This is a genomic window from Dolomitihabitans soli (assembly GCF_022213955.1).
Classification (GTDB): domain Bacteria; phylum Actinomycetota; class Actinomycetes; order Streptosporangiales; family Streptosporangiaceae; genus Streptosporangium_A; species Streptosporangium_A soli.
Genome location: NZ_JAKNTW010000001.1, coordinates 718,880 through 737,584 on the forward strand (window position 1 = coordinate 718,880; position 18,705 = coordinate 737,584).

The 18,705-nt window shown below is 69.7% G+C and carries 17 protein-coding genes; 8 read left to right on the top strand and 9 right to left on the bottom strand.

The window, feature by feature from the left end; genetic code table 11:
• Nucleotides 1-376 precede the first annotated feature (376 nt).
• Nucleotides 377-1,270 (bottom strand): LysR substrate-binding domain-containing protein, encoded by an 894-nt coding sequence (locus tag MBA17_RS03270; protein ID WP_238494705.1) that lies wholly within the window; start codon nucleotides 1,268-1,270, stop codon nucleotides 377-379.
• Between the two features lie 103 nt (nucleotides 1,271-1,373).
• Between MBA17_RS03270 and MBA17_RS03275 the strand changes: the two genes are divergently transcribed.
• Both MBA17_RS03275 and MBA17_RS03280 read left to right on the top strand, forming a co-directional pair.
• On the top strand, nucleotides 1,374-1,802 hold the full coding sequence (locus MBA17_RS03275) for a hypothetical protein (protein ID WP_238494706.1): 429 nt from the start codon (nucleotides 1,374-1,376) through the stop codon (nucleotides 1,800-1,802).
• Nucleotides 1,795-3,408, top strand: a complete 1,614-nt coding sequence (locus MBA17_RS03280; RefSeq protein ID WP_238494707.1) for a multicopper oxidase family protein — start codon at nucleotides 1,795-1,797, stop codon at nucleotides 3,406-3,408. The genes MBA17_RS03275 and MBA17_RS03280 overlap by 8 nt, the downstream gene beginning before the upstream one ends.
• 236 nt (nucleotides 3,409-3,644) lie before the next feature.
• Here the strand turns inward: MBA17_RS03280 and MBA17_RS49145 are convergent, their stop codons facing one another.
• The 4 genes from MBA17_RS49145 to MBA17_RS03300 all read right to left on the bottom strand — a co-directional run bounded on the left by MBA17_RS49145 (nucleotide 3,645) and on the right by MBA17_RS03300 (nucleotide 10,407).
• Complete coding sequence (locus tag MBA17_RS49145) at nucleotides 3,645-7,280, bottom strand: hypothetical protein (RefSeq protein WP_455432676.1); 3,636 nt, start codon at nucleotides 7,278-7,280, stop codon at nucleotides 3,645-3,647.
• A 63-nt stretch (nucleotides 7,281-7,343) separates the two neighbouring features.
• Nucleotides 7,344-8,174 (bottom strand): carbohydrate ABC transporter permease, encoded by an 831-nt coding sequence (locus MBA17_RS03290; protein ID WP_238494708.1) that lies wholly within the window; start codon nucleotides 8,172-8,174, stop codon nucleotides 7,344-7,346.
• A complete protein-coding gene (locus tag MBA17_RS03295; protein ID WP_238494709.1) occupies nucleotides 8,171-9,082 on the bottom strand; it encodes a carbohydrate ABC transporter permease in 912 nt (303 codons plus the stop codon). The genes MBA17_RS03290 and MBA17_RS03295 overlap by 4 nt, the downstream gene beginning before the upstream one ends.
• Nucleotides 9,079-10,407, bottom strand: a complete 1,329-nt coding sequence (locus MBA17_RS03300; protein ID WP_238494710.1) for an extracellular solute-binding protein — start codon at nucleotides 10,405-10,407, stop codon at nucleotides 9,079-9,081. Before MBA17_RS03300 ends, MBA17_RS03295 begins: the two co-directional genes overlap by 4 nt.
• Before the next feature lie 233 nt (nucleotides 10,408-10,640).
• On the opposite strand from MBA17_RS03300, the gene MBA17_RS03305 reads away from it, so the two are divergent.
• The 3 genes from MBA17_RS03305 to MBA17_RS03315 all read left to right on the top strand — a co-directional run bounded on the left by MBA17_RS03305 (nucleotide 10,641) and on the right by MBA17_RS03315 (nucleotide 14,197).
• Entirely contained in the window at nucleotides 10,641-11,426 is a 786-nt protein-coding gene (locus tag MBA17_RS03305) for a DeoR/GlpR family DNA-binding transcription regulator (protein ID WP_238494711.1), read from the top strand.
• A gap of 213 nt (nucleotides 11,427-11,639) precedes the next feature.
• Complete coding sequence (locus MBA17_RS03310) at nucleotides 11,640-13,241, top strand: alkaline phosphatase D family protein (protein ID WP_238494712.1); 1,602 nt, start codon at nucleotides 11,640-11,642, stop codon at nucleotides 13,239-13,241.
• A 2-nt stretch (nucleotides 13,242-13,243) separates the two neighbouring features.
• Nucleotides 13,244-14,197 (top strand): discoidin domain-containing protein, encoded by a 954-nt coding sequence (locus MBA17_RS03315; RefSeq protein WP_238494713.1) that lies wholly within the window; start codon nucleotides 13,244-13,246, stop codon nucleotides 14,195-14,197.
• Nucleotides 14,198-14,257: 60 nt separating this feature from the next.
• Here the strand turns inward: MBA17_RS03315 and MBA17_RS03320 are convergent, their stop codons facing one another.
• Complete coding sequence (locus tag MBA17_RS03320) at nucleotides 14,258-14,617, bottom strand: ATP-binding protein (RefSeq protein WP_238494714.1); 360 nt, start codon at nucleotides 14,615-14,617, stop codon at nucleotides 14,258-14,260.
• A 62-nt stretch (nucleotides 14,618-14,679) separates the two neighbouring features.
• Nucleotides 14,680-14,949, bottom strand: a complete 270-nt coding sequence (locus MBA17_RS03325; protein WP_238494715.1) for a hypothetical protein — start codon at nucleotides 14,947-14,949, stop codon at nucleotides 14,680-14,682.
• 297 nt (nucleotides 14,950-15,246) lie between these two features.
• Here MBA17_RS03325 and MBA17_RS03330 point away from each other — a divergent pair, with 297 nt between their 5' ends.
• Both MBA17_RS03330 and MBA17_RS03335 read left to right on the top strand, forming a co-directional pair.
• Complete coding sequence (locus MBA17_RS03330; RefSeq protein ID WP_238494716.1) at nucleotides 15,247-16,074, top strand: helix-turn-helix domain-containing protein; 828 nt, start codon at nucleotides 15,247-15,249, stop codon at nucleotides 16,072-16,074.
• On the top strand, nucleotides 16,065-16,265 hold the full coding sequence (locus MBA17_RS03335; RefSeq protein WP_238494717.1) for a DUF397 domain-containing protein: 201 nt from the start codon (nucleotides 16,065-16,067) through the stop codon (nucleotides 16,263-16,265). Before MBA17_RS03330 ends, MBA17_RS03335 begins: the two co-directional genes overlap by 10 nt.
• 168 nt (nucleotides 16,266-16,433) lie before the next feature.
• Here MBA17_RS03335 and MBA17_RS03340 read toward each other — a convergent pair whose 3' ends face one another.
• Nucleotides 16,434-17,408: a VOC family protein gene (locus MBA17_RS03340; RefSeq protein ID WP_238494718.1), complete on the bottom strand. Its 975-nt coding sequence runs from the start codon at nucleotides 17,406-17,408 to the stop codon at nucleotides 16,434-16,436.
• Between the two features lie 138 nt (nucleotides 17,409-17,546).
• On the opposite strand from MBA17_RS03340, the gene MBA17_RS03345 reads away from it, so the two are divergent.
• Nucleotides 17,547-18,164 carry an acyl-CoA-like ligand-binding transcription factor gene (locus tag MBA17_RS03345; protein ID WP_238494719.1) on the top strand — a complete coding sequence of 206 codons (618 nt, stop codon included), beginning with the start codon at nucleotides 17,547-17,549 and terminating at the stop codon, nucleotides 18,162-18,164.
• A 72-nt stretch (nucleotides 18,165-18,236) separates the two neighbouring features.
• On the opposite strand, the gene MBA17_RS03350 is transcribed toward MBA17_RS03345, so the two are convergent.
• Nucleotides 18,237-18,614 (bottom strand): YbjQ family protein, encoded by a 378-nt coding sequence (locus MBA17_RS03350; RefSeq protein WP_238494720.1) that lies wholly within the window; start codon nucleotides 18,612-18,614, stop codon nucleotides 18,237-18,239.
• Between the last annotated feature and the right edge of the window lie 91 nt (nucleotides 18,615-18,705).

The following is an 18,705-nucleotide window of genomic DNA, read 5'->3' on the forward strand; positions in this document are numbered from 1 at the left end:
TCACAGCCGGGTTTCGCCGCCCGCTCGGCACCTCGCCCGCAGTTCGCCCGCCGACCCCATCCACTGTCGGCCGGCCGTGTCCCCGCCTCGTCCGCGCCGTGTCACGGTCGTGTCACGGCCGCAGCCGACGGTGGCAGCGTCGAGCAACCGCGGCATGCGGCAGACAACGCGCGCACATCCGGCACCAATCGTGGTTCGTGACAAAAGCGCTGGCCGGGTGGAATTGGCACCAGATGAGGCCGCCGAGGCGGTCGAGCGCCACGACGGCCCGAGTTGGACGCCGCGCAGGCGTTGCGCCGCTGGCGGACCCTGACCGCTCTGCTCACTGGGATGGCCGAGGTCTTAGGCCGTAGCGCCTACGAGGTCCGCATCAGCGCTACTCCGGTGGCTCGTCGGTGTTCCAGTTCCAGCTGGTGATCGTGGTGCGCATCAGGCGGGCGGCGGTTGACAGGTGACTGTCGGCGGCCCAGAAGAGAGTGACCGCGCGACGGCAGTCGGGGCTGTCGACGGCGATCCAGACGAGTGGCGCCCGCATGGAGCTGTGCCGGGCGAAGGCGGGGACGAGACCGATGCCTAGTCCCGCGCTGATCAGGTCCACGATGGCGCCGGGCTCGTCGACTTCACAGACGATCTTCGGAGTGAGGTCTCGTGCGGCGAAGAGCCGATCGAGCAGCCTGCGTTGCCAGTGCCCCTTGCGGGCGGTGACGAAGGACTGATCGGCAAGTTCGTCGATGGTCACCGAAGCGCGGCCCGCCAGCGGATGATCGAGCTGCGTGGCCACCCCCACCACCTCGTCGAGCAGCCGGACCCCCTCCAGGCCCTCGGTGTGGATCGGCTGGGAGGCGACACACAGGTCGATGTCCTGGGCTCGCAGATGGTGGGCCATGTCCTCCGCTGCCATCCAGCGGAGTTCGATCTCGATGGTGGGGTGGGCGCGCTTGTAGGCCGCCAGCGGCCTGGTGAGGGTGAGGAAGGTTTCCGAGGCCAGCCGTACGGTCCCGACACCCTCGCTGACGGCCTCGGCGACGGCCCGCCGTCCCGCCTCCAGCTCGCCGAGGGAGCGTTCGACGTAACCGCGGAAGAGTCTGCCCGCGTCGTTCAGCCGGAGCCGGCCGCTGCGATCGAACAGGGGTGTGCCCAGCTCGCTCTCCAGGCGGGAGATGGTACGGCTCAGCGACGGCTGCGCAACGCGAAGCTCCTCGGCCGCGCGGCTCAGGTGCTCCAACCGCGCCACCACCAGGAACTGCCTGAGCGCGTGCAGCTCCATCATGCCTCCCAGTACATAACACCATTGCAATATTGATCTTAGACAAGATAACTCGCAAGCCATAGCGTCGAAGGCGTACGCACCTTGAGGACAGTGAGGAGATCTCATGGCCACCGTGGCCAACAGCCCGGGATCCCACGCTGCGCATCGGACGACACCCACGGCCTGGACACTGCGGGCCGTCGTCAGCGCGCACATGGCGGCGATCGTCGGCCAGCCGGTGTTCGCCGGGGTCTATCTGACCGGCGACTACGACAGCCTGCACTGGCACGCGGTCGGCGCGGACGTGGTCACCTCCATCGGCTGTCTGCAGCTGATCGTGGCGATCGTGGTCTGGGTCCGGCTGCGTCAGGTCTGGCCGTTCCTCGCCACGATGGCGGTGGTGGCGGCCGAGACGGTGCAGTACTTCGCCGGGTTGGACGGCGCGCTGTGGCTGCACCTCCCGCTGGGCGTGATGACCGTCGCCGCGCTCGTCGTGCTGTTCATCGCCGTCTGGCGCCGGCCCCTCCGGCGGCGGGCGGCTCGCGATGCGTGAGCACACTGCCGGCGGCATGACGAGGCGAGGGGTGCTGGGCATCGGCGGGGCGCTCGGGCTGATGGCGGCCACCGGGCTGTCGGCCTCGGCCGCGCTGGCCCGTCGGCCGTCGATCACCGGCGCCGAGTTGCGCAGCGCCGTACCACTACCGCCGCCGTTCCAGGTGCCGCTGCCGATTCCGTCCCTGCTGAAGCCCGTCAGCGCCGACCGTTACGAGATCACCCAGCGCGAAGCGAGTGCGGAGATCCTGCCCGGTCTCAAGACGCCGCTGTGGACGTACGAGGGCACCTTCCCCGGTCCGACGATCGAGTCGCGCCGCGGCCGACCCATCACCGTGACGCATCGCAACGAGCTGCCCGTGCCGACCGTCGTGCACCTGCACGGCGGCCGGACCCCGGCGGATTCCGACGGCTACCCGACCGACCTCGTCCTGCCCGAGGGCTGGCCGGACGCCGCCCACGTCACGCGCACCGGCCAAGGCGGGCACGGCCCTGGGCACGGTATGCAGGGCATGCACGATCCGCGGGCGGTGGTGACCCGGCTGACCCGCGACTACACGTTCCCGCTGGACCAGCGGCCGACGCTGCTGTGGTACCACGACCACCGGATGGACTTCACCGCCCCCGCGATCTGGCGGGGTCTGGCCGGGCTGCACATCGTCCGCGACGATGCCGAGGACGCGCTCGGCCTGCCCGCCGGGCGGCGCGAACTGCCTCTCATGATCGCCGACCGCGCGTTCGGCGCCGACGGCAGCCTCGACTATCCCGCCCTCGATCCCACGCTGCGGGAGCGGCCGGGCGTGCGCGAGCCGTACCTTGCCGGAGTCCTCGGTGACGTGATCCTGGTCAACGGCGCCCCGTGGCCCGTGCACGAGGCCGACGCCGCCCGGTACCGGCTGCGCATCCTGAACGCCTCCAACGCCCGGCACTACGAGCTCGAAGCGATCACCGACGACGGACGCCGGCTCGACCTCGTGCAGATCGGCGCCGACCAGGGACTGCTCGCGACGCCGGTCACCCATCGGCTCCTGCCGATCGCGCCGGCCGAACGCTACGACGTGATCGTCGACTTCTCCGGCGTCCCGGTCGGCAGCCGCGTCAGACTCCTCAACCGGCTCGGCTCCGGCCGTACCCGCGACGTGATGGCCTTCCGGGTCGCGCGCAAGGCCACCGACGACAGCCGCATCCCGCGTGTCCTGTCCACCGATCTGCCTGCCTGGCGCCGGCCGGACGCCGTCAGGGTGCGCGACTTCTCCTTCCGGGCCGGGCGCATGCGCGGCGGTCACGGATGGCTGATCGGCGGGCTGCCGTTCGACCCCGCCCGCTCCGACGTCACCGCCGGATTCGGCGACGTCGAGGTGTGGCGGCTGGTCGCCGACGTTCACCATCCCGTCCACCTGCATCTGGTCGGCTTCCGGGTGCTCTCGCGCCGCGGCCGGCCGCCGCTGCCCCACGACGCGGGCCTGAAGGACACCGTCTCCCTGCGGCCGGGCGAAGCGGTGGAGATCATCACCCGTTTCGACGGCTACCGCGGCCGCTACCTGTTCCACTGCCACAACGCCGAACACGAGGACATGGGGATGATGGCCAACCTCGAAATCATCTAGGAGCATCGCCATGCCGCCAAGCTCGGCATGGTCATAAGCCTCGCCGGCCCGAAAGCCGCCCAACCCTCGCGTCTCGACCACGGCTACGCCGGGCCGATCACCCTCATCGGCGACGAACTCCGCCTGCCTTACCCGAGGCCCGCGCTGCCCAAGGGCTACCCGGTGGGCATGTTCGGCCACCGTCATCGTCGAGCCGGTCCCGGCGAGAGTGCCTCGTCTCGTCGGGACCGAGATGCCTAAGTGGTCGACGTGTCGGTGCTCCGTACCACGACCGGGCCGAAGAGGCCGGTTACGCGCTGGCCGGGGAAGACGAAGTGGGTGGGGCTCACCGAGTCCAGGTAGGGGGCCAGGGTGCCGAGGACGAGGATTTCCACGGTGTGCTCGCCGCCGTCGAGCTCGCCCAGCTCGAAGCGGTACGGCGAGCAGATCCGGACGCCGGCCGGCCGCCCGTCGATCGTCACCTCGGCGGTGCCGCGGACCCTGCCCAGGTCGAGCACCGCCGTACCCGAGGCGTGGAACGTGGTCCGGTAGCGGACGCCGCCCGAGTAGCCGGCGAGGCCCTGGTCCTCCCAGTCGCCCAGCCCGATGGTGCCGGGGCCGCAGGTGAAGCGGACCGGGCCGGCCAGCGCGGCCCCGCCCTCGAAGCCCGGACGCGTGGCGACGCGCAGCTCCAGCGTCCGCGCCGAGCCGTCGAGGGGGGTGTGGCTCACCGGGCCGTGCGCGTCGATCTCCACGCGTACGGCGCCGGGCGGTACGTCCACCAGGAACCGGGCCTCGCCCTCGGTGGCGTCCGGCACGGCGAGGACGGCGGGCAGGGCCGTGGCGCACGACTCGATCCAGCCGGTGTCGGGGAGCGGGTGCGGGCGCCTGGTCAGGTGTAGCGCCGCCGGGTCGCCGTGCTGGCGCCGCCGTACCTTCGCCGGGGTGACCGCGTCGGCGTGCGGGGCTGGGGCGGTGGGGTCGTCGGCCGGGGTCGTGCTGGTCCAGTGGGGGCCCGAGACGGCGAGGCCGTCGGTCAGGACCGCGCCCGCGGTCTCCAGGGAGATCGTGTTGGTGCCCGGTTGGAGCAGCTGGGCGACGTCGTAGCGGCGGACACGGGGGATCTCGGCCTCCGCGTAAGGGTCGAAACCGCCCTGAATGCCCGCTTCCTGGCCGTTCACCCGGACCACGCACGGCTCCATCGAGGCCACCTGGAGGAGGCCGCCGCCAGGGCCGACGGTGGTCTCCAGGGAAGCACCGGTGATCCACTCGGGGCGGACGGCCTGGGCGGGATCGCGCACCAGGGAGACGTGGGCGCGCAGCCGCAGATCCTCCTCCGGGGTGAGGCGGAGGTCGAGCAGATGGTCGCCCGGCGGGAGCCGATCCCGGGAGACGGCGAGGTGACCGGCGTCGTCCAGCGGCAGGTCCACGCCGTCCAGCGTCGCGGCCTTGGCCGTGGGCGCGCCCACCACCAGCGACGACTCCTCCGGCACGGTGATCCGGGTGCGGAACCACACCTCCTGCCCGGCCGCCGCCTCCCCGAAGTCCAGGAACTCCTCGGGGACGTGACCCTTCGGGCCCAGGACCTCCCGGTGGATCGGATCCTTGTGGATGCCCCGCGAGGTGGAGTAGACGACCGGCCGCCAGTCGTCGCCGGTCCGCCACAGCCCGTGCGGGCCGAAGGTGGCGTGCACCTCGCCGCCCTCGTGGTCGCGCAGGGTCCAGCGTTCGACGGTCGCCTCGGCCGTGCCGAAGTCGCCCCAGGTGTCGTCGAGGGTCGGGACCAGCTCCATCTCCCAGGTCGAGCCGAGATCCAGCGCACGGCCGCCCACCGGGAGCGGGCGGTGCTCAGGCACTCCGTCCGTCTCGGTCGTGAAGATCAGCAGCGCGGCCGGGCCGTCGTCGAACGGCACCTCCACCTCGACCGTGTCCCCCTTCGCCTCGTACGGCAGGGCGCGGAGTTCGCCGCCGAACGGGCTCGCCAGCACGGGCGTCGTCCCGGCGACGCCGCGCACCCTGACCCGCATGCTCTCGCGGTAGCGCGCCGGGTCGAAGTCGTAGGTCACGTCCAGCCAGCCCAGGTCGACGCCGCGTTCCTCCGGCCGGGCGACGCCGACGTCGCTGGCCCGGGGGAAGACGGCGGTCAGGAAGACGACGGTCGTCCCGTCCACCTCGCGGACCAGGGGCGGCACCGGGGCCTCCACCCGCGGCGTGAACCCGGCCAGCGCCTCGCCGAGTCGATCCGCCGACGCGGCGAAGCGGGCCTGGCCGCTGTCGAACCTCGCCCGCAGCCGCGCCGACTCCGGCAGCGCCTCCACCGCGATCAGCAGGCCGCCCCCTTCGACGAACTCGTCCAGGCGGGCGGCCGTGTCCTCGTCGAGAACCGTGGCGGCCGGAAGGACGACGACCTGGTACGACTCGGTGGCGACGGTCAGCCGGCCGTCCTCGACGCTCGCTCGGTGGACGGAGTCGTCGTCGATCACGTCGGCGTCCAGGCAGAGCCGGTCCAGCGCGCCGGGAACCACCTGGAACCAGGCCATGTCGCCCACGAGCTCCCGGTACACCCGCTGCGCCCTGGCCGCCTCCTCCACAGCGCGCCGAACCGGGCCGCCCGGCTCCACCGGGGTGCTTCGAGGATCGGTCAGGGCCGCCGGATCCGCCGCGGCCGAGGAGACCGGGGGGACGGCGGACTGGGCGGTGGCGGTGGGGAAGAGGACGGCGATGTCGCAGAGATGACGGCCGAGGGAGAGCGCGGCGCACAGCCGGGTGACGGCGTCGGCGAAGACCCGGTGGTGCCGCCAGTACGGCTGCCGCCAGTCGGTGCCGGGCGGCGCCCACTCCCACCAGCCGGCCTTGGTCGTGTAGTAGACCGCGTGCGGGTTGTAGAGGGTGGCCCCGGCGCGGAGCCAGGGGAGCAGCCAGTCGAAGGTCTCCGCGAGGGTGCCGCCCCAGCCGCTGGAGTGGAAGGACTCGATCCAGGTGCGCGGCCTGCCGTACAGGTGGGCCAGGGAGGAGTGCAGGCGGGCGTCGCCGTGGTGGTCGGAGCCGGGGGCGCTGAACCAGCGGTGCGTGCGGGTGTAGTCGGCGTAGAGTTCCACGCCCTCCACCGGGTGCCCGGCCCTGGCGGGGTCCTGCTGGTCGCAGCCGCTCAGCAGCCCGTTGCGCTCGTGCCACTCGGCGAGCGGCCGGAAGAACGCCTCCTCCGCCAGGTCGGCCCGGGTGCGGTGGAAGTCGCGCCGGGCGGCCGGGTCACGGTCGAGGGACTCGGCGGTGAAGGGCCGGCCGCGCCGGGCGAGGAACTCCTCGGCGAAGGACGCCGACCAGGTGGGCATCGCGGGCAGCTCGTCCTGGAAGGAACCGGCGATCACGCTGCCGAACCGGTGGCCGAGGCGGCGTTCGAACTCGCCGTGCACCCGGTCGATGAGCGTGGCGCAGGCCGTAGGGGAGAGGTAGTCGAAGCCGCGGCGGGTGACGGTTCCGTCGGGGGCGAGCCAGTGCCCCGCGTACTCGGGGTGCTCACGCACCAGCCGGGCCTGCAGGTCGGCGCCCGAGAAGCCCAGCTGGTCGTAGAACCACAGGTAGGCGCCCAGTTCCGCGGCGTCCTCGCACACCCCGTCGAGCAGCTCCCACCAGGGCTCGGACAGGAACGGCGGCTCGTCGGCGTCCGCGCCGAACAGCGGTCCCGACGGCGCCAGGTTGAGGATCACCAGGTTGTGCACGCCCCCGGCGACCAGCCGTTCCATCTGCCAGCGCAGCCGCGTCCGGAGCAGCGGCTCCCCGCTCCACCACCAGATCGCCGCGGGGGAGTGCGTGCGCGGCGGATCACGCAGCACCTCGAACAGCCGCGCCGCCGGTCGTCCGATGCCCGATGCTGGTTTGTTCTCCGGTCTCACTGCTTCTCCTGCGCGAACGAGTGTGTAAAACGTTTTTATCCCACGCCCTCGGGCGATCCCGCGCTAGCCCTTCAGGCCGCTGGAGAAGCCCTTGATGACATAGCGCTGGAGCACGAGGAAGATCAGTACGATCGGGAGCGCCCCGAGCACCAGACCGGCGAAAACCAGGCCGTAGTCGGAGACGTACTGGCCGACGAAGGCGAAGACGCTCACCGGGACGGTCTCGTAACCGGAGCCGCCGAGGTAGAGCAGCGGGGTGAAGAAGTCGTTCCAGATGAAGACGGCGTTCAGGATCAGCACGGTGCCGGTGATCGGCCGCAGCAACGGGAAGACGACCTTCGTGAAGGCCGTCAGGTGGCCCGCGCCGTCGATCTGGGCGGCGCTGGCGTACTCCCGGGGGAGCGCGCGGATGAAACCGGTGTAGAGGAACACCGTGAAGGGGAGCTGGATCCCGGTGTAGAAGATGATCATGCCCGCGTGGGTGCCGATCAGCCCGAGATCCGTGACGAGCCGGTAGAGCGGGATCATGCCGAGTTGGAACGGCAGCACGATGCCCAGCAGGAACAGGACGTACAGCCCGTAACCGAGGCGGGTCTGCGCACGGGCCAGGAAGTAGGCCGCGAAGGACCCCAGCGCGATGAGCGCGACCAGGCTGACCGTGGTGATGATCGCGCTGTTGGCGAGCGAGGGTCCAAGCGCCGCCGCGGACCAGGCGGCGCCGAAGTTCCCCGTGGTCGGCGGCGCGGGCAACGACAGCGGCGACTCGGCGATCTGCCCCGGGTCCTTCAATGACAGCGTGATCAGCGCGTAGACCGGGAAGAGGAACGCGACGGCCACCACGATCATCACCACCTCCAGGAGGAACGTCCTCCCCCCGTAGCGCAGATGCGTCACTGGGCCACCTCCCTGGAGCGCAGGTAGTAGAGCTGGATGAACGAGACGGCGGCCACGAACAGCGCCAGCACCAGCGCGACGGCGGTGCTGTAGCCGAACTTGCCGAAGACGAAGGCCTGTTTGTAGAGCACGGTCGACAGCGTCTCCGTGGCGTAGCCGGGCCCGCCGCCGGTGGCCGCGAAGACCTGGTCGAACAGCTTGAGCCCGCCGATCGTGGACAGCATCAGGTTGATGGTCAGCGCGGGGGCGAGCAGCGGCCAGGTGACGAAACGGAAGCGCTGCACCGTGCTGGCTCCGTCGATCATCGACGCTTCGTGCAGCTCGGCGGGCACGCCTTCGAGCCCGGCCAGGAAGATGACCATGGAGTAGCCCGCGTTCTGCCACACGACCATGCCGACGATCGACCACAGCGCCAGCGAGGGATCCCCGAGCCAGTCCTGGCTGGGCAGCCCGACCACGGCGAGCAGCCCGTTCAGCCCCGCCCCCGGCGCGGGGTTGTAGACGTACTTCCACAGGAAGGCCACCATCACCGGGCTGACGACCACGGGCGCGAAGAAGATCACTCGTAGCAGGGTCTGGCTCTTGATCCGCGCGTGTACGCCGAGGGCCAGCAGCAGCCCCACACCGTTCTGCACCACCACGATCGCGACCGTGATCAGCAGTGTGTTGACGATCGAGCCGAGCGCCTGCTCGTCACCCAGCATCGCCTGGAAGTTCGCCAGGCCGACGAAGGACATGTCGCCGATGCCACTCCAGTCGGTGAAGGCGTAGACCACGCCCGCGATGCTGGGGTAGAGGACCACGGCCGCGTAGACGAGCAGGGCGGGCGCGGCGAACAGCCAGGGCGGGGAGAGGGCTCCGGACCGCCTTTTGCGGCGTCGCGTGGAGGGTTGGGTGCTGACGCTCACTTGGCGTACGCCTCGTCCATCTTCTTCAGCGCCTCGTCGATCTTGATCTCGCCGGCGAGCAGGTCCTGGACCACCGCGAAGTGGGTCGGCTGCACCTCCGCGTTGGGCCAGCGCTGGTCCATGAACGGCACGGCCCGGTCCTTGGTGAACGACAGGAACGACTCCAGGACCGGGTCGATGGTGGAGGACGAGTCCTGGGTCAGCGGGATCGCCGCGATGGTCTTGGCCCAGGCGTTGATGTTCTCCTGCTTGCCGAGCCAGTCGATGAACGCGGTGGCCTCCGCCACGTTCTTGCCCTTGGCGGCTGCGCCCAGGCCGACCACCACGCCCGCCGGGATCCACACCTGCGCGGCGTCGTCCGCGCCGGGCAGCGGGAACATGGACAGGTCGTCGGGTGTCGCGGCGGACTTGCGGAAGTCGGGGAGCACCGCGGAGACCTGGATCGCCATGCCCGCCTTGCCGGTGGCGACCATGGAGGTCTGCTGCTCGAAGGTGGTGCCGTTGGGGTTGTCGTTGAAGAAGCCGCGCTTCTGCAGCTCCAGGTACATCTCCAGGGCGTCGCGCCAGCCCGACTGGGCGAAGCTGGTCTGCCCGGCGGCCTGCTTGTCGTCGAAGCCGGGGTCCTTGGCGTAGACGGTCGAGGGGACCAGCGCGTAGGTGATGAGCTGGGTGACCCACGGCGTCTGCGCGCCCAGCGCGATCGGCGGCAGGCCCGCCTTCTTGATCTTCTCGCAGACCTGGAGGAACTCGCTCCAGGTGGTCGGCGGGGCGTCGACTCCCGCCTTCTCGAAGACCTTCTTGTTGTAGATGGCGCCGATCACCGAGGAGCCGGCCGAGTAGATGTAGGTCTTGCCCTCGTGCTGGAACGCCGGTTTGAAGCCGGTCGGGATGGTCTGCGCCCAGCTCTGTGCCGACAGGTCGGCCAGCAGCCCAGCCGAGGCGATCTGGTTCATCGACATCGCGCTGCCGTTGCCGGGATACACGACGTGCAGGTCGGGGGCGTTGCCCGCGCCGAGCTGGGTGCGCACCGAGGTCTGCACCTGGTCGGTGGGCGCGTACGACGGCGCGATCGCCACGCTCGCCTTGACCTTCTGGTAGGCCGCGACCAGCGCGTCCATCGGGGCCTTCTGGTCGGCCACGCCCACGAACCGCAGACGGGTGGCCGCCGCACCGCCGGTTCCCGCCGTAGTGCCGCTGTTCGTCTGGGTCGAGCACGCCGCCAGCGTGGCGGGCGCGGCGGCGGCCACCGCCAGGCCACCCATCATTCGGAAGAACTGGGCGCGGCTGATCCGGGCGTTGCGCAACGACTCGGTCTCACGGGACATTTTCACTCCTCGGGACATGCGCGGGGCGCGTGCTCCCCGTGGTCGCCCCGCGAGCTGGCCTTGACGCAAGTTGTTAATTTTAACGTTTTAACGTGTGACGTTGTGATTGTGTGGGGTGGAGACTACGAGCAGCCCGATCGGGTGTCAAGGGTCGTCTCCAGGGTGTGAGGGGACCGTCGTCACGCGTGGAGTTCGGTAAAATGCGCGATCAACGACCCCTTGGAGCCCGGCCTATGAACTCTCGTCAGAACATCGCCGCCGGGACCGCCAGGCGGCAGGCGATGGCCGAGCACGTGATGCGGCAGGGCTCCGCCTCGGTGGCGGAGCTGGCCGAGACCTTCGCGGTCAGTGTGATGACGATCCACCGTGACCTCGACGAACTTGAGCGCCAGGGCATGGTGCGCAAGTTCCGCGGCGGCGCGACGGCCCAGGCCTCCAGCGTCTTCGAGAGCAACATCGTCTACCGGCTGACCGCCAACACCGAAGAGAAGGAGGCCGTCGCGAGGCACGTCGTCAAACTGATCGAGCCCGGAAACTCGATCATGCTGGACGACTCGACCACCGCGCTGGCCATCGCCAGGCAACTCGGCACGGTCACCCCCCTGACGGTGGTGACCAACTTCCTCGCGGCGATCAAACTTCTCACCACGGTGCCCGGGGTGCGGCTGATGGCGCTGGGCGGGGAGTACCACCCGACGCACGACTCCTTCCTCGGCGTGGCGTGCGTCGACGCGATCGAGGCGATGAGCACCGACGTGGTGATCGTCTCGACCTCGGCGGTGTCCGACCGGTACGCCTTCCACCAGGAGCAGGAGATCGTGCTGGTGAAACGGGCGATGCTCGGCTCGGCCACCCGGCGGATCCTGGTCATCGACCACAGCAAGCTCGACCGGGTGGCGCTGCACAGGGTCGCGCCGCTGGAGATGTTCGACCTGATCGTGGTCGATTCCGGCGCCCCCGCCGCAGCCGTCGAACGGCTCAGGGAGAGGCACCTCAACGTCGAGGTCGCAGCTTTGTAACATCCAAGCTGTTAACTTCGCAGACCTAGTCTGACCTGGCCAATTGTGCCTCAGGCGACCGCTTGTGCGATCGGTCTGCCCGGATGTTCCCGAACTCACCGCAGGCGTTCTTTGCTAGTTAACGTAATGTCTTGTTAAAACCCAACACAACTTGATACAAAGTGTGAGCTGCAGCGGATCGACCTCCCGTTCCCCCCTCTCCCTGGGAGATCCATGGACGCCGAACGGCGGCTCGCCGCCAACCTGTCCGACCGCTCCCGCCGAGGTTTCCTCGGCTTCACCGGCGCCGCCGTCGCGCTCGCCTTCACGACCGGACTCGCCGACCCGTGGACCCGCGAAGCGCCCCTGGCGAGGTCGGCCGACTACCCCTTCCAACTCGGCGTCGCCTCGGGCGACCCGCTCACCGACAGCGTCGTGCTCTGGACCCGCCTGGCCCCCAAGCCCCTGGAACCGCTCGGCGGCATGCCGTACACGCGGTCGAAGGTGGAGTGGGAGATCGCCGAGGACGAGGGGTTCACCAGGCGGGTGCGGCACGGGTCCGCCTGGGCCACGCCGGAGCTCGGGCACTCGGTGCACGTGGAGGCGCGCGGGCTCAAGCCGGGCCACGAGTACTTCTACCGGTTCAGGGCCGGCGGCGAGGTCAGCCCGGTCGGCCGTACGAAGACGGCGCCGGTGCGGAGTGACCTGCTGAAGCTCGCGTTCGCGTCGTGCGCCTCCTGGCCGGACGGGTTCTACACCGCCTACCGGCACCTGGCGGCGGAGAACCCCGACGTGATCTTCCATCTCGGCGACTACATCTACGAGTACGGCATCCTGGCCAACGGTGGCCGGCGCAACGTGCCGGTGCCCGACCAGTTCAGGGTCCAGTGCGACACCCTGGACCGGTTCCGGATCCAGTACGGCCTCTACAAGAGCGACCCCGATCTGCAGGCCGCCCACCAGGCGGCGCCGTGGATCGTGACCTGGGACGACCACGAGGTGCTCGACAACTACGCGGCCAACGTGGGCCCCGGCGGCAACGTCAGCGAGCAGGACTTCCTGGTGATCAGGGCCAACGCCTACCGGGCCTACTGGGAGAACCTGCCGTTGCGCCTGCCGCAACTGCCCCAGGGGCCCGACACCCGGCTGTTCCGGCGCTTCACCTTCGGCGACCTCGCGCAGTTCAACGTGCTCGACGCCCGGCAGTACCGCTCGGACCAGGTGTGCGGCGACGGGCAGCAGATCGACTGCGCCGAGCGGCTCGACCCCTCCCGGACCATGCTGGGCGACGAACAGGAGAAGTGGCTGCTGGACGGCCTCGGCCGGTCCCGGGCCCGGTGGAACGTCATGGCCCAGCAGATGGCCATGTCGCAGCTCGACTTCGACGCCGGCACCCCGCAACGGCTCAGCATGGACCTGTGGGACGGCTACCGGGCGGCCCGCGACCGGGTCTTCCAGGGGATCACCGAACGCGAGGTGCGCAACCCCGTCGTGCTCACCGGCGACATCCACTACAACCTCGCCGGCGAGCTGAAAGCGAACTTCGACGACCCGAACTCGGAGACGATCGGCATCGAACTGGTCGGCACCTCCATCAGCAGCGGCGGCAACGGCAATCCCGCCACCGGCCTCCCTCCCGGCGGACGCGACCCCGTCAATCCGCACATCCGCTTCTCCAGTTACACACGCGGATACGTCACCTGCGAGGTGACGCCCGGCCAGTGGCGCACCGACTACCGGGTGGTGCCCTACATCGACAAGCCGGGCGCGCCCGTGGAGACCAAGGCCACCTTCACCACCCTCGACGGCCGGCCCGGCCTGAACGTCGGAGCATAGAGATGAAGTCGAAGCGAATCACCCTGGCCGTGGCGGCGCTCGCCGCAGTCGCGATCGCCGGTCCCGTGGTGGCCGTCGCCGAGGCGGGCGGCGAACCCGGCCCGGCCGTACGGACGCCGCCCGAGGCCGTCGCGCCGCAGGAGCAGCCCGCCCCCGCGGTCGAGGTGCGTGCGGCGCGGGACGGGGCGGGGAAGGGCAGGCTCGTGCCGATCGCCGGGGTGGACAAGCTGGCGGTCGTCGCCGGCGCCGACCCGGACTGCCCGGCGGCGATCCAGGTCGGCATGCGCAACCAGAGCGGCAAGAACGTCTACGCCGACATGCTCGTGGCGTTCGACGGCCCGCTCCGCCCGTCGCGGCCCATGGTGTCGAGCTACCTGCCCTCGGGCTACGAGCTCGGCGCGAAACTGCTGCTCGCCGCGCCCCCGGACGTCACCCCCGGCGACTACGGCCTGAACCTGGAAGCGGGGGACGAACGGCTGGCGGTGCCGGTCTCGGTGGTCGGCATCGACGACCTCGACAACGGCGGGAACCTCGCCCTGCGCCGTCCCGCCGCCGCCTCCTCCACCGTCCTGTCGGGCAACTACCCCGCCTGCGGCGTGGTCGACGGGGACAACACCTCCGACGGCTGGGCAGGCGGCAACGGCTGGAACGACGGCACCTCCCGGGTCTGGCCGGACACCCTCGACATCACCCTCGGCGCGCCCAGGCAGGTTTCCCGGGTGGACCTCTACACGCTCGACACCGAGCGCTACCCGGCGGCCAAGGTCGGCCTGCGCGACTGGGACGTGCAGGTCCGCGTGGCGGGAGAATGGCGGACCGTGGCCGAGGTCCGCGGCAACGTGACGGGCATGGTCCGCTCCGACTTCACCGCCGTGAACGGCGACGCGGTCCGGATCGTCACCCTCGCCTCCAACAGCGGCGACTACAGCCGCGTCATCGAGGTCAAAGTCCGCTGACCGTTTCCGTCCCCGACGACTGGACCGACTGACCTGGGCGCGTGATCGAAGCGGGCCGGGTCACCGGTCTGTCGTCCGAAACCAGACCACCGTGCCCGCTTCGTCATGCCGCGAGCCCCACCGAGTCGCGAGCAGATCCACGAGCCACAGACCACGCCCGCCGTCCCCGCCGAACCCCGGCACCTGTACGGCGGGCGCACTCGTGGCCGAGCCGTCGTCGGTCACCGTCACCTGGACCGTCCCGGCGACGCAGCCCACATGAACGGTCACCCAGCCGTCTCTGCCCGAGTCCGAATGGGCGACCGCGTTGGTGACGACCTCGCTCAGCATAAGCAGCACATCATCGAGCACCGACGCTGTGATCCGCCCGGCCAGTAGCTCGCGTGCCCATTTCCGCGCCTCCGACACGGAGATTTCCATTCCGGGGAATTTTCTCTCCCATCCGTGGTGCGTGCCTTTCTTGTTCTCGTGCTGCCGTGCTGTCACGGGGACACCTCTGACAGGATGATGTCGCCCGCGTTGCGGACGTCCGCGCACACCCATTCACCGGTTATTCGACCTGGCCGCCGCAAACGCCTCCACCACGGTCGCCAGGTGAACCACCATTCGCGGTCACGCCGTATGACCTCGATGCGGACGGGCGGCGCGGCCGCCGGCCGTACCTCCAGGAACGGGTGCCCGGTCAGCAATGCCAGAGAGGTGCGCACGCCGAGAGCGCGCAGATCCCGGTCCAGCCGTATGAGGTGAATCAATCGCTCATAATGCGCGGCCGCTGCTACGGTCGCGCATTCCCCGCTATGGCCGAAGTGCGAAGCACCACTCTTTCCGGTCATGCGTCACTCGCCTCTGAATCACGGCTTCGGGAGCACTTTCTTCCGCCCTGTCCCAGGCGGGAGGGCGTGTGCTTAGATTCCTTCATGGCACGGCGGCCCGTAAGCGGATTGGCAACCCAACGCACGACGGATAATGACGGGTGCTGGTCTATCGAGGTCTGAACTGGTTTATCGCTCTAACGAAGTCCGTTTCTCGCTATTTTGGGAGGAAATGCGATGAGGGCCGAGCCCGTCTTCGACCCTGGATCACCCCGGGTGCGTTTCGGTGCCGAGATGCGGCGGTCGCGAGAGGCCGCACAGTTGTCACAGGCCGCCGTGGCGGCACGTCTCGGATGCACGCAGACGCAGGTGAGTCGTCTGGAGATCGCCACCAGGACGCCGTCGAAGTCCGACGCCGAGAAGCTCGACCAGCTCTTCGGATCGGCCGATGGCGACCATTTCGCGCAGCTCTACCAGCGCATCGTCTCCCGCCCCGGCGGACCGGTGTGGTTCAGGGGCTGGGTCGAGGAGATCGAGCCCGCCGCCCGGATACTCCGCTCCTGGGATCCCCTCCTCGTCCCCGGCCTCCTCCAGACCGAGTCCTATGCCAGGCATCTCTTCAGTCATGGCCCTCGAATTACTCCTGAGGAGATAGAGGAGCGTGTTCAGGCCCGCGTACGACGCCAGCGGGTTCTCGACCGCGACGATGCTCCCTCGCTCCTCGTCCTCATCGATGAGGGAGTCCTACGCCGAAAGGTCGCCGGTTCGAAGGTGATGCGAGACCAGTTGGACCACCTGTTGGAGATTGCCAAGAGGCCCGCCGCTTCCATCCAGGTCGTCGACCCGGAGTGTATGGCAGGGCTGGCGGGAGCTTTCATGATCGCAGAACTCCCGGATGGACAGCCGGACACCATTCACATGGACTCGCCAGCCCAGGGGCAGGTGACGACCGATCGTGATCTCGTAGCCTCGATATGGAACCGATATGAAGCGATACGACTGTGGGCCTATCCTGAGCACGTATCCCTCAAAATGATTGAGGAAGTGAAGCAGGAATGGACCTGAGCGCCGCCCTGTGGCGGAAGTCGTCACGTTCTTCGGACAACGGCGGGCAGTGCGTGGAGGTCGCCGCCAACCTGCCCGGTGTGGTCGCCGTCCGCGACAGCAAGAATCCCGACGGCCCCAAGCTGCTCTTCACCCCCGCCGAATGGCACGCCTTCCTCGGCGGCGTCAAAACCGGCGAATTCGACCGCTGACCTGCTCCCTCGCGGCCCCGTCGTATCCGGCGGGCATTTGCCCTGCAGGTGGCCACATCCGCTTTCGTACGGCCTGGCCCCCGTCGGCGCAAGCCGTCGCGAAGAAAGCCGAGACGATCCCCGCCGACCTGAAGCGGGGGCACGGTCGAGTCTCGGTTCAGCCGTCGATCACCGTGATCGGCGGAACACGACGGCGGCGCCCAGGGCCGAGGCGGCGGGGACGAAGACATCCCCCGACGGGGTCGGCATGACCGGAAATCCGTTCTCCTGGAGGTGGGACCTCGTCGCCTCCTGGTCGCCGACCGCCACGGCGAAGGCGACGAAGGCCGGTAGGGCGGGCGGGCGTTCGCCGGGGAGCAGCCGGTCCAGCTCCGTGTCCGCGACGAGTGTCACCCGCGATCCCTCCAGGTCGAAGACCCGGACGGTGCCCTCGGAACGCGCGGCGCGCCCCAGGTAGGCCGCGTACCTCTTCTCGGTCGCGACGAGATCGGGCTCGGCGACGCACAGGACGACGTCGACCAGCTCGACCGCGCCGTTGGGGTGATCTTCCAGGTCGGCTCCCGGAGGGATGTCCTCCGCCATGCCGACCCGCCCTTCGGGGACCCGGCCGGGTTCGAGATCGGGCTCGGCGCCGTCGATCTCCAGGTAGCGGATCGGATCAAGGCGGGATCCGGCCGGCGTCTCGACCTTGCGCCGCAGCACGTTGACCCCTCCGTGGCCGACCCCGGAATCGGTCAGCCGGGTCGCGAGCGCCTCCGCGTCGGGGGTCTGGCACATGAGGATGTGCAGGCCGTCGAACCTCGCCAGGCAGGTCTCAAGGTTGGCGACCGTGCGATCGATGATCTCCGTCAATCGCGGCAGCGCCTCGGCCGGGGCCACCAGCGGGACCAGGTTCGTGTCCGCCGGCAACCGGCCGGAACCGTCGCCGCCGAGCGCCGTCACCAACTCGACGAAGTTCCGCCGGAAGGCGATATGGGTGTTGGCCGCCCCGAACGGACGGGGAGCCGCCCCTTCCTCGGGCGGCATGCTCGGGCACGACGGCGCGGGCAGCAGGAACCCCATCCGCCGGTACACCTCGATGGCGGACCCCAGATCGCGCACCACGACGCCCACATGGTGCAGGTGGCCGATGTCATGACTCATCGCGAACCCTCCAGAACGACTTGATCTCGACGCGACATTTCGGAGCTTCTCTCCTAATTTAGGAGCATACTCCGATATTAAGAGTCGGATGTTGTCCGGTTATGCTTCGAGGACGTCAACGCGGGTGGAAACGGGAGCATGAGTCAACTGCCACACACCGCTCCCTCGGCCCCGGGCGCGTGGGAGCGCAAGCGGGCCAGGGCGAAGACCGCGATCCAGCGGCAGGCGCTGCGGCTGTTTCGCGAGCAGGGTTACCACGCCACCACCGTCGAACAGGTCGCCGAGGCCGCCGACGTCGCGCCCAGCACGGTCTTCCGCTACTTCCCGACCAAGCACGACCTCGCGGTGCTCGACGACTTCTACCCGTTGTCGACGCCGGTCACCGAGGCGTTCAGGGCGCAACCGGCCGAACTGAGCGTGCTGCGGGCGTTTCGCGAAGCGCTGCGGGCGGCCTTCGAAGCCCTGTCGCCGGCCGATCGCGAGGCGCGTTTCGAACGCGACCTGGTGCTGCTGACGGTTCCCGAACTGCTCGCCGCGAACTTCGGCACCATCGACAGGGCGATCGACGTGCTGTCGGCCCTGGTGGCGGAACGAACCGGTCGCGACCCCGGCGACGGCGCGGTGCGCAGCCTGACCAGGGCCGTGTGCGGCGTCGCGCTGGCCGCGCTGTTCGAGGCGGCGCACAACCCGGACCTCGACCTCGTCGAGCAGGTCGACCGAGCACTCGCCGACCTGGAAACCGGCCTGACCCTCTGAGGGCCGCCTGGGAAACAGGCCTGACTCTCTGCGGACCGCCCGGAACCGCCGAGCGGAGCCCAATCGCGCCGGTCAGGCGTCGCGGGGCTCCGGTAGCGGCGGGACCTCCCCGGCCTGCGCCTTCCGCTCGTACTGCCGCCGGGCCCACTCGGTCACCGGCTCCACCCACACCGCCGTGCCGTACGCGCAGATCTCCGACCACGGAGTGTTTCCCACCGGGCTGCCCTCGTAGCGCATCCCGACGATCGCGTTCGCGCCGTACCGCTGGGCCGAGACCATCATCCGCCCGGTGGCGTCGGCGCGGGCGCGGCTGAAGGTGTCGATCATCGCTGACGGGTTCACGCCGAAGCTGGATCCCGTCGCCGCGTTCCTGACCGTGAGCCCGTAGACGTATCCGTAAACCAATCTGATCTCGTACCCGGGCAACTCATCCGTCGTCACGATCAGCATCGGCAGATTCTACGCGTCAGCCGACCGGCGAGGTATAGAGGTCATCAAGGGTGACCAGAGCCACCCGAGACCAGGGCGGCGAGCCCTCGAC

Coding starts and splice junctions, on each gene's coding strand:
- MBA17_RS03315 (WP_238494713.1), top strand. CDS start 13,244: ATGAAGTCGAAGCGAATCACCCTGGCCGTGGCGGCGCTCGCCGCAGTC.
- MBA17_RS03335 (WP_238494717.1), top strand. CDS start 16,065: ATGGACCTGAGCGCCGCCCTGTGGCGGAAGTCGTCACGTTCTTCGGAC.
- MBA17_RS03270 (WP_238494705.1), bottom strand. CDS start 1,270: ATGATGGAGCTGCACGCGCTCAGGCAGTTCCTGGTGGTGGCGCGGTTG.
- MBA17_RS03345 (WP_238494719.1), top strand. CDS start 17,547: ATGAGTCAACTGCCACACACCGCTCCCTCGGCCCCGGGCGCGTGGGAG.
- MBA17_RS03275 (WP_238494706.1), top strand. CDS start 1,374: ATGGCCACCGTGGCCAACAGCCCGGGATCCCACGCTGCGCATCGGACG.
- MBA17_RS03300 (WP_238494710.1), bottom strand. CDS start 10,407: ATGTCCCGTGAGACCGAGTCGTTGCGCAACGCCCGGATCAGCCGCGCC.
- MBA17_RS03330 (WP_238494716.1), top strand. CDS start 15,247: ATGAGGGCCGAGCCCGTCTTCGACCCTGGATCACCCCGGGTGCGTTTC.
- MBA17_RS03280 (WP_238494707.1), top strand. CDS start 1,795: ATGCGTGAGCACACTGCCGGCGGCATGACGAGGCGAGGGGTGCTGGGC.
- MBA17_RS03350 (WP_238494720.1), bottom strand. CDS start 18,614: ATGCTGATCGTGACGACGGATGAGTTGCCCGGGTACGAGATCAGATTG.
- MBA17_RS03320 (WP_238494714.1), bottom strand. CDS start 14,617: ATGGAAATCTCCGTGTCGGAGGCGCGGAAATGGGCACGCGAGCTACTG.
- MBA17_RS03340 (WP_238494718.1), bottom strand. CDS start 17,408: ATGAGTCATGACATCGGCCACCTGCACCATGTGGGCGTCGTGGTGCGC.
- MBA17_RS03310 (WP_238494712.1), top strand. CDS start 11,640: ATGGACGCCGAACGGCGGCTCGCCGCCAACCTGTCCGACCGCTCCCGC.
- MBA17_RS03305 (WP_238494711.1), top strand. CDS start 10,641: ATGAACTCTCGTCAGAACATCGCCGCCGGGACCGCCAGGCGGCAGGCG.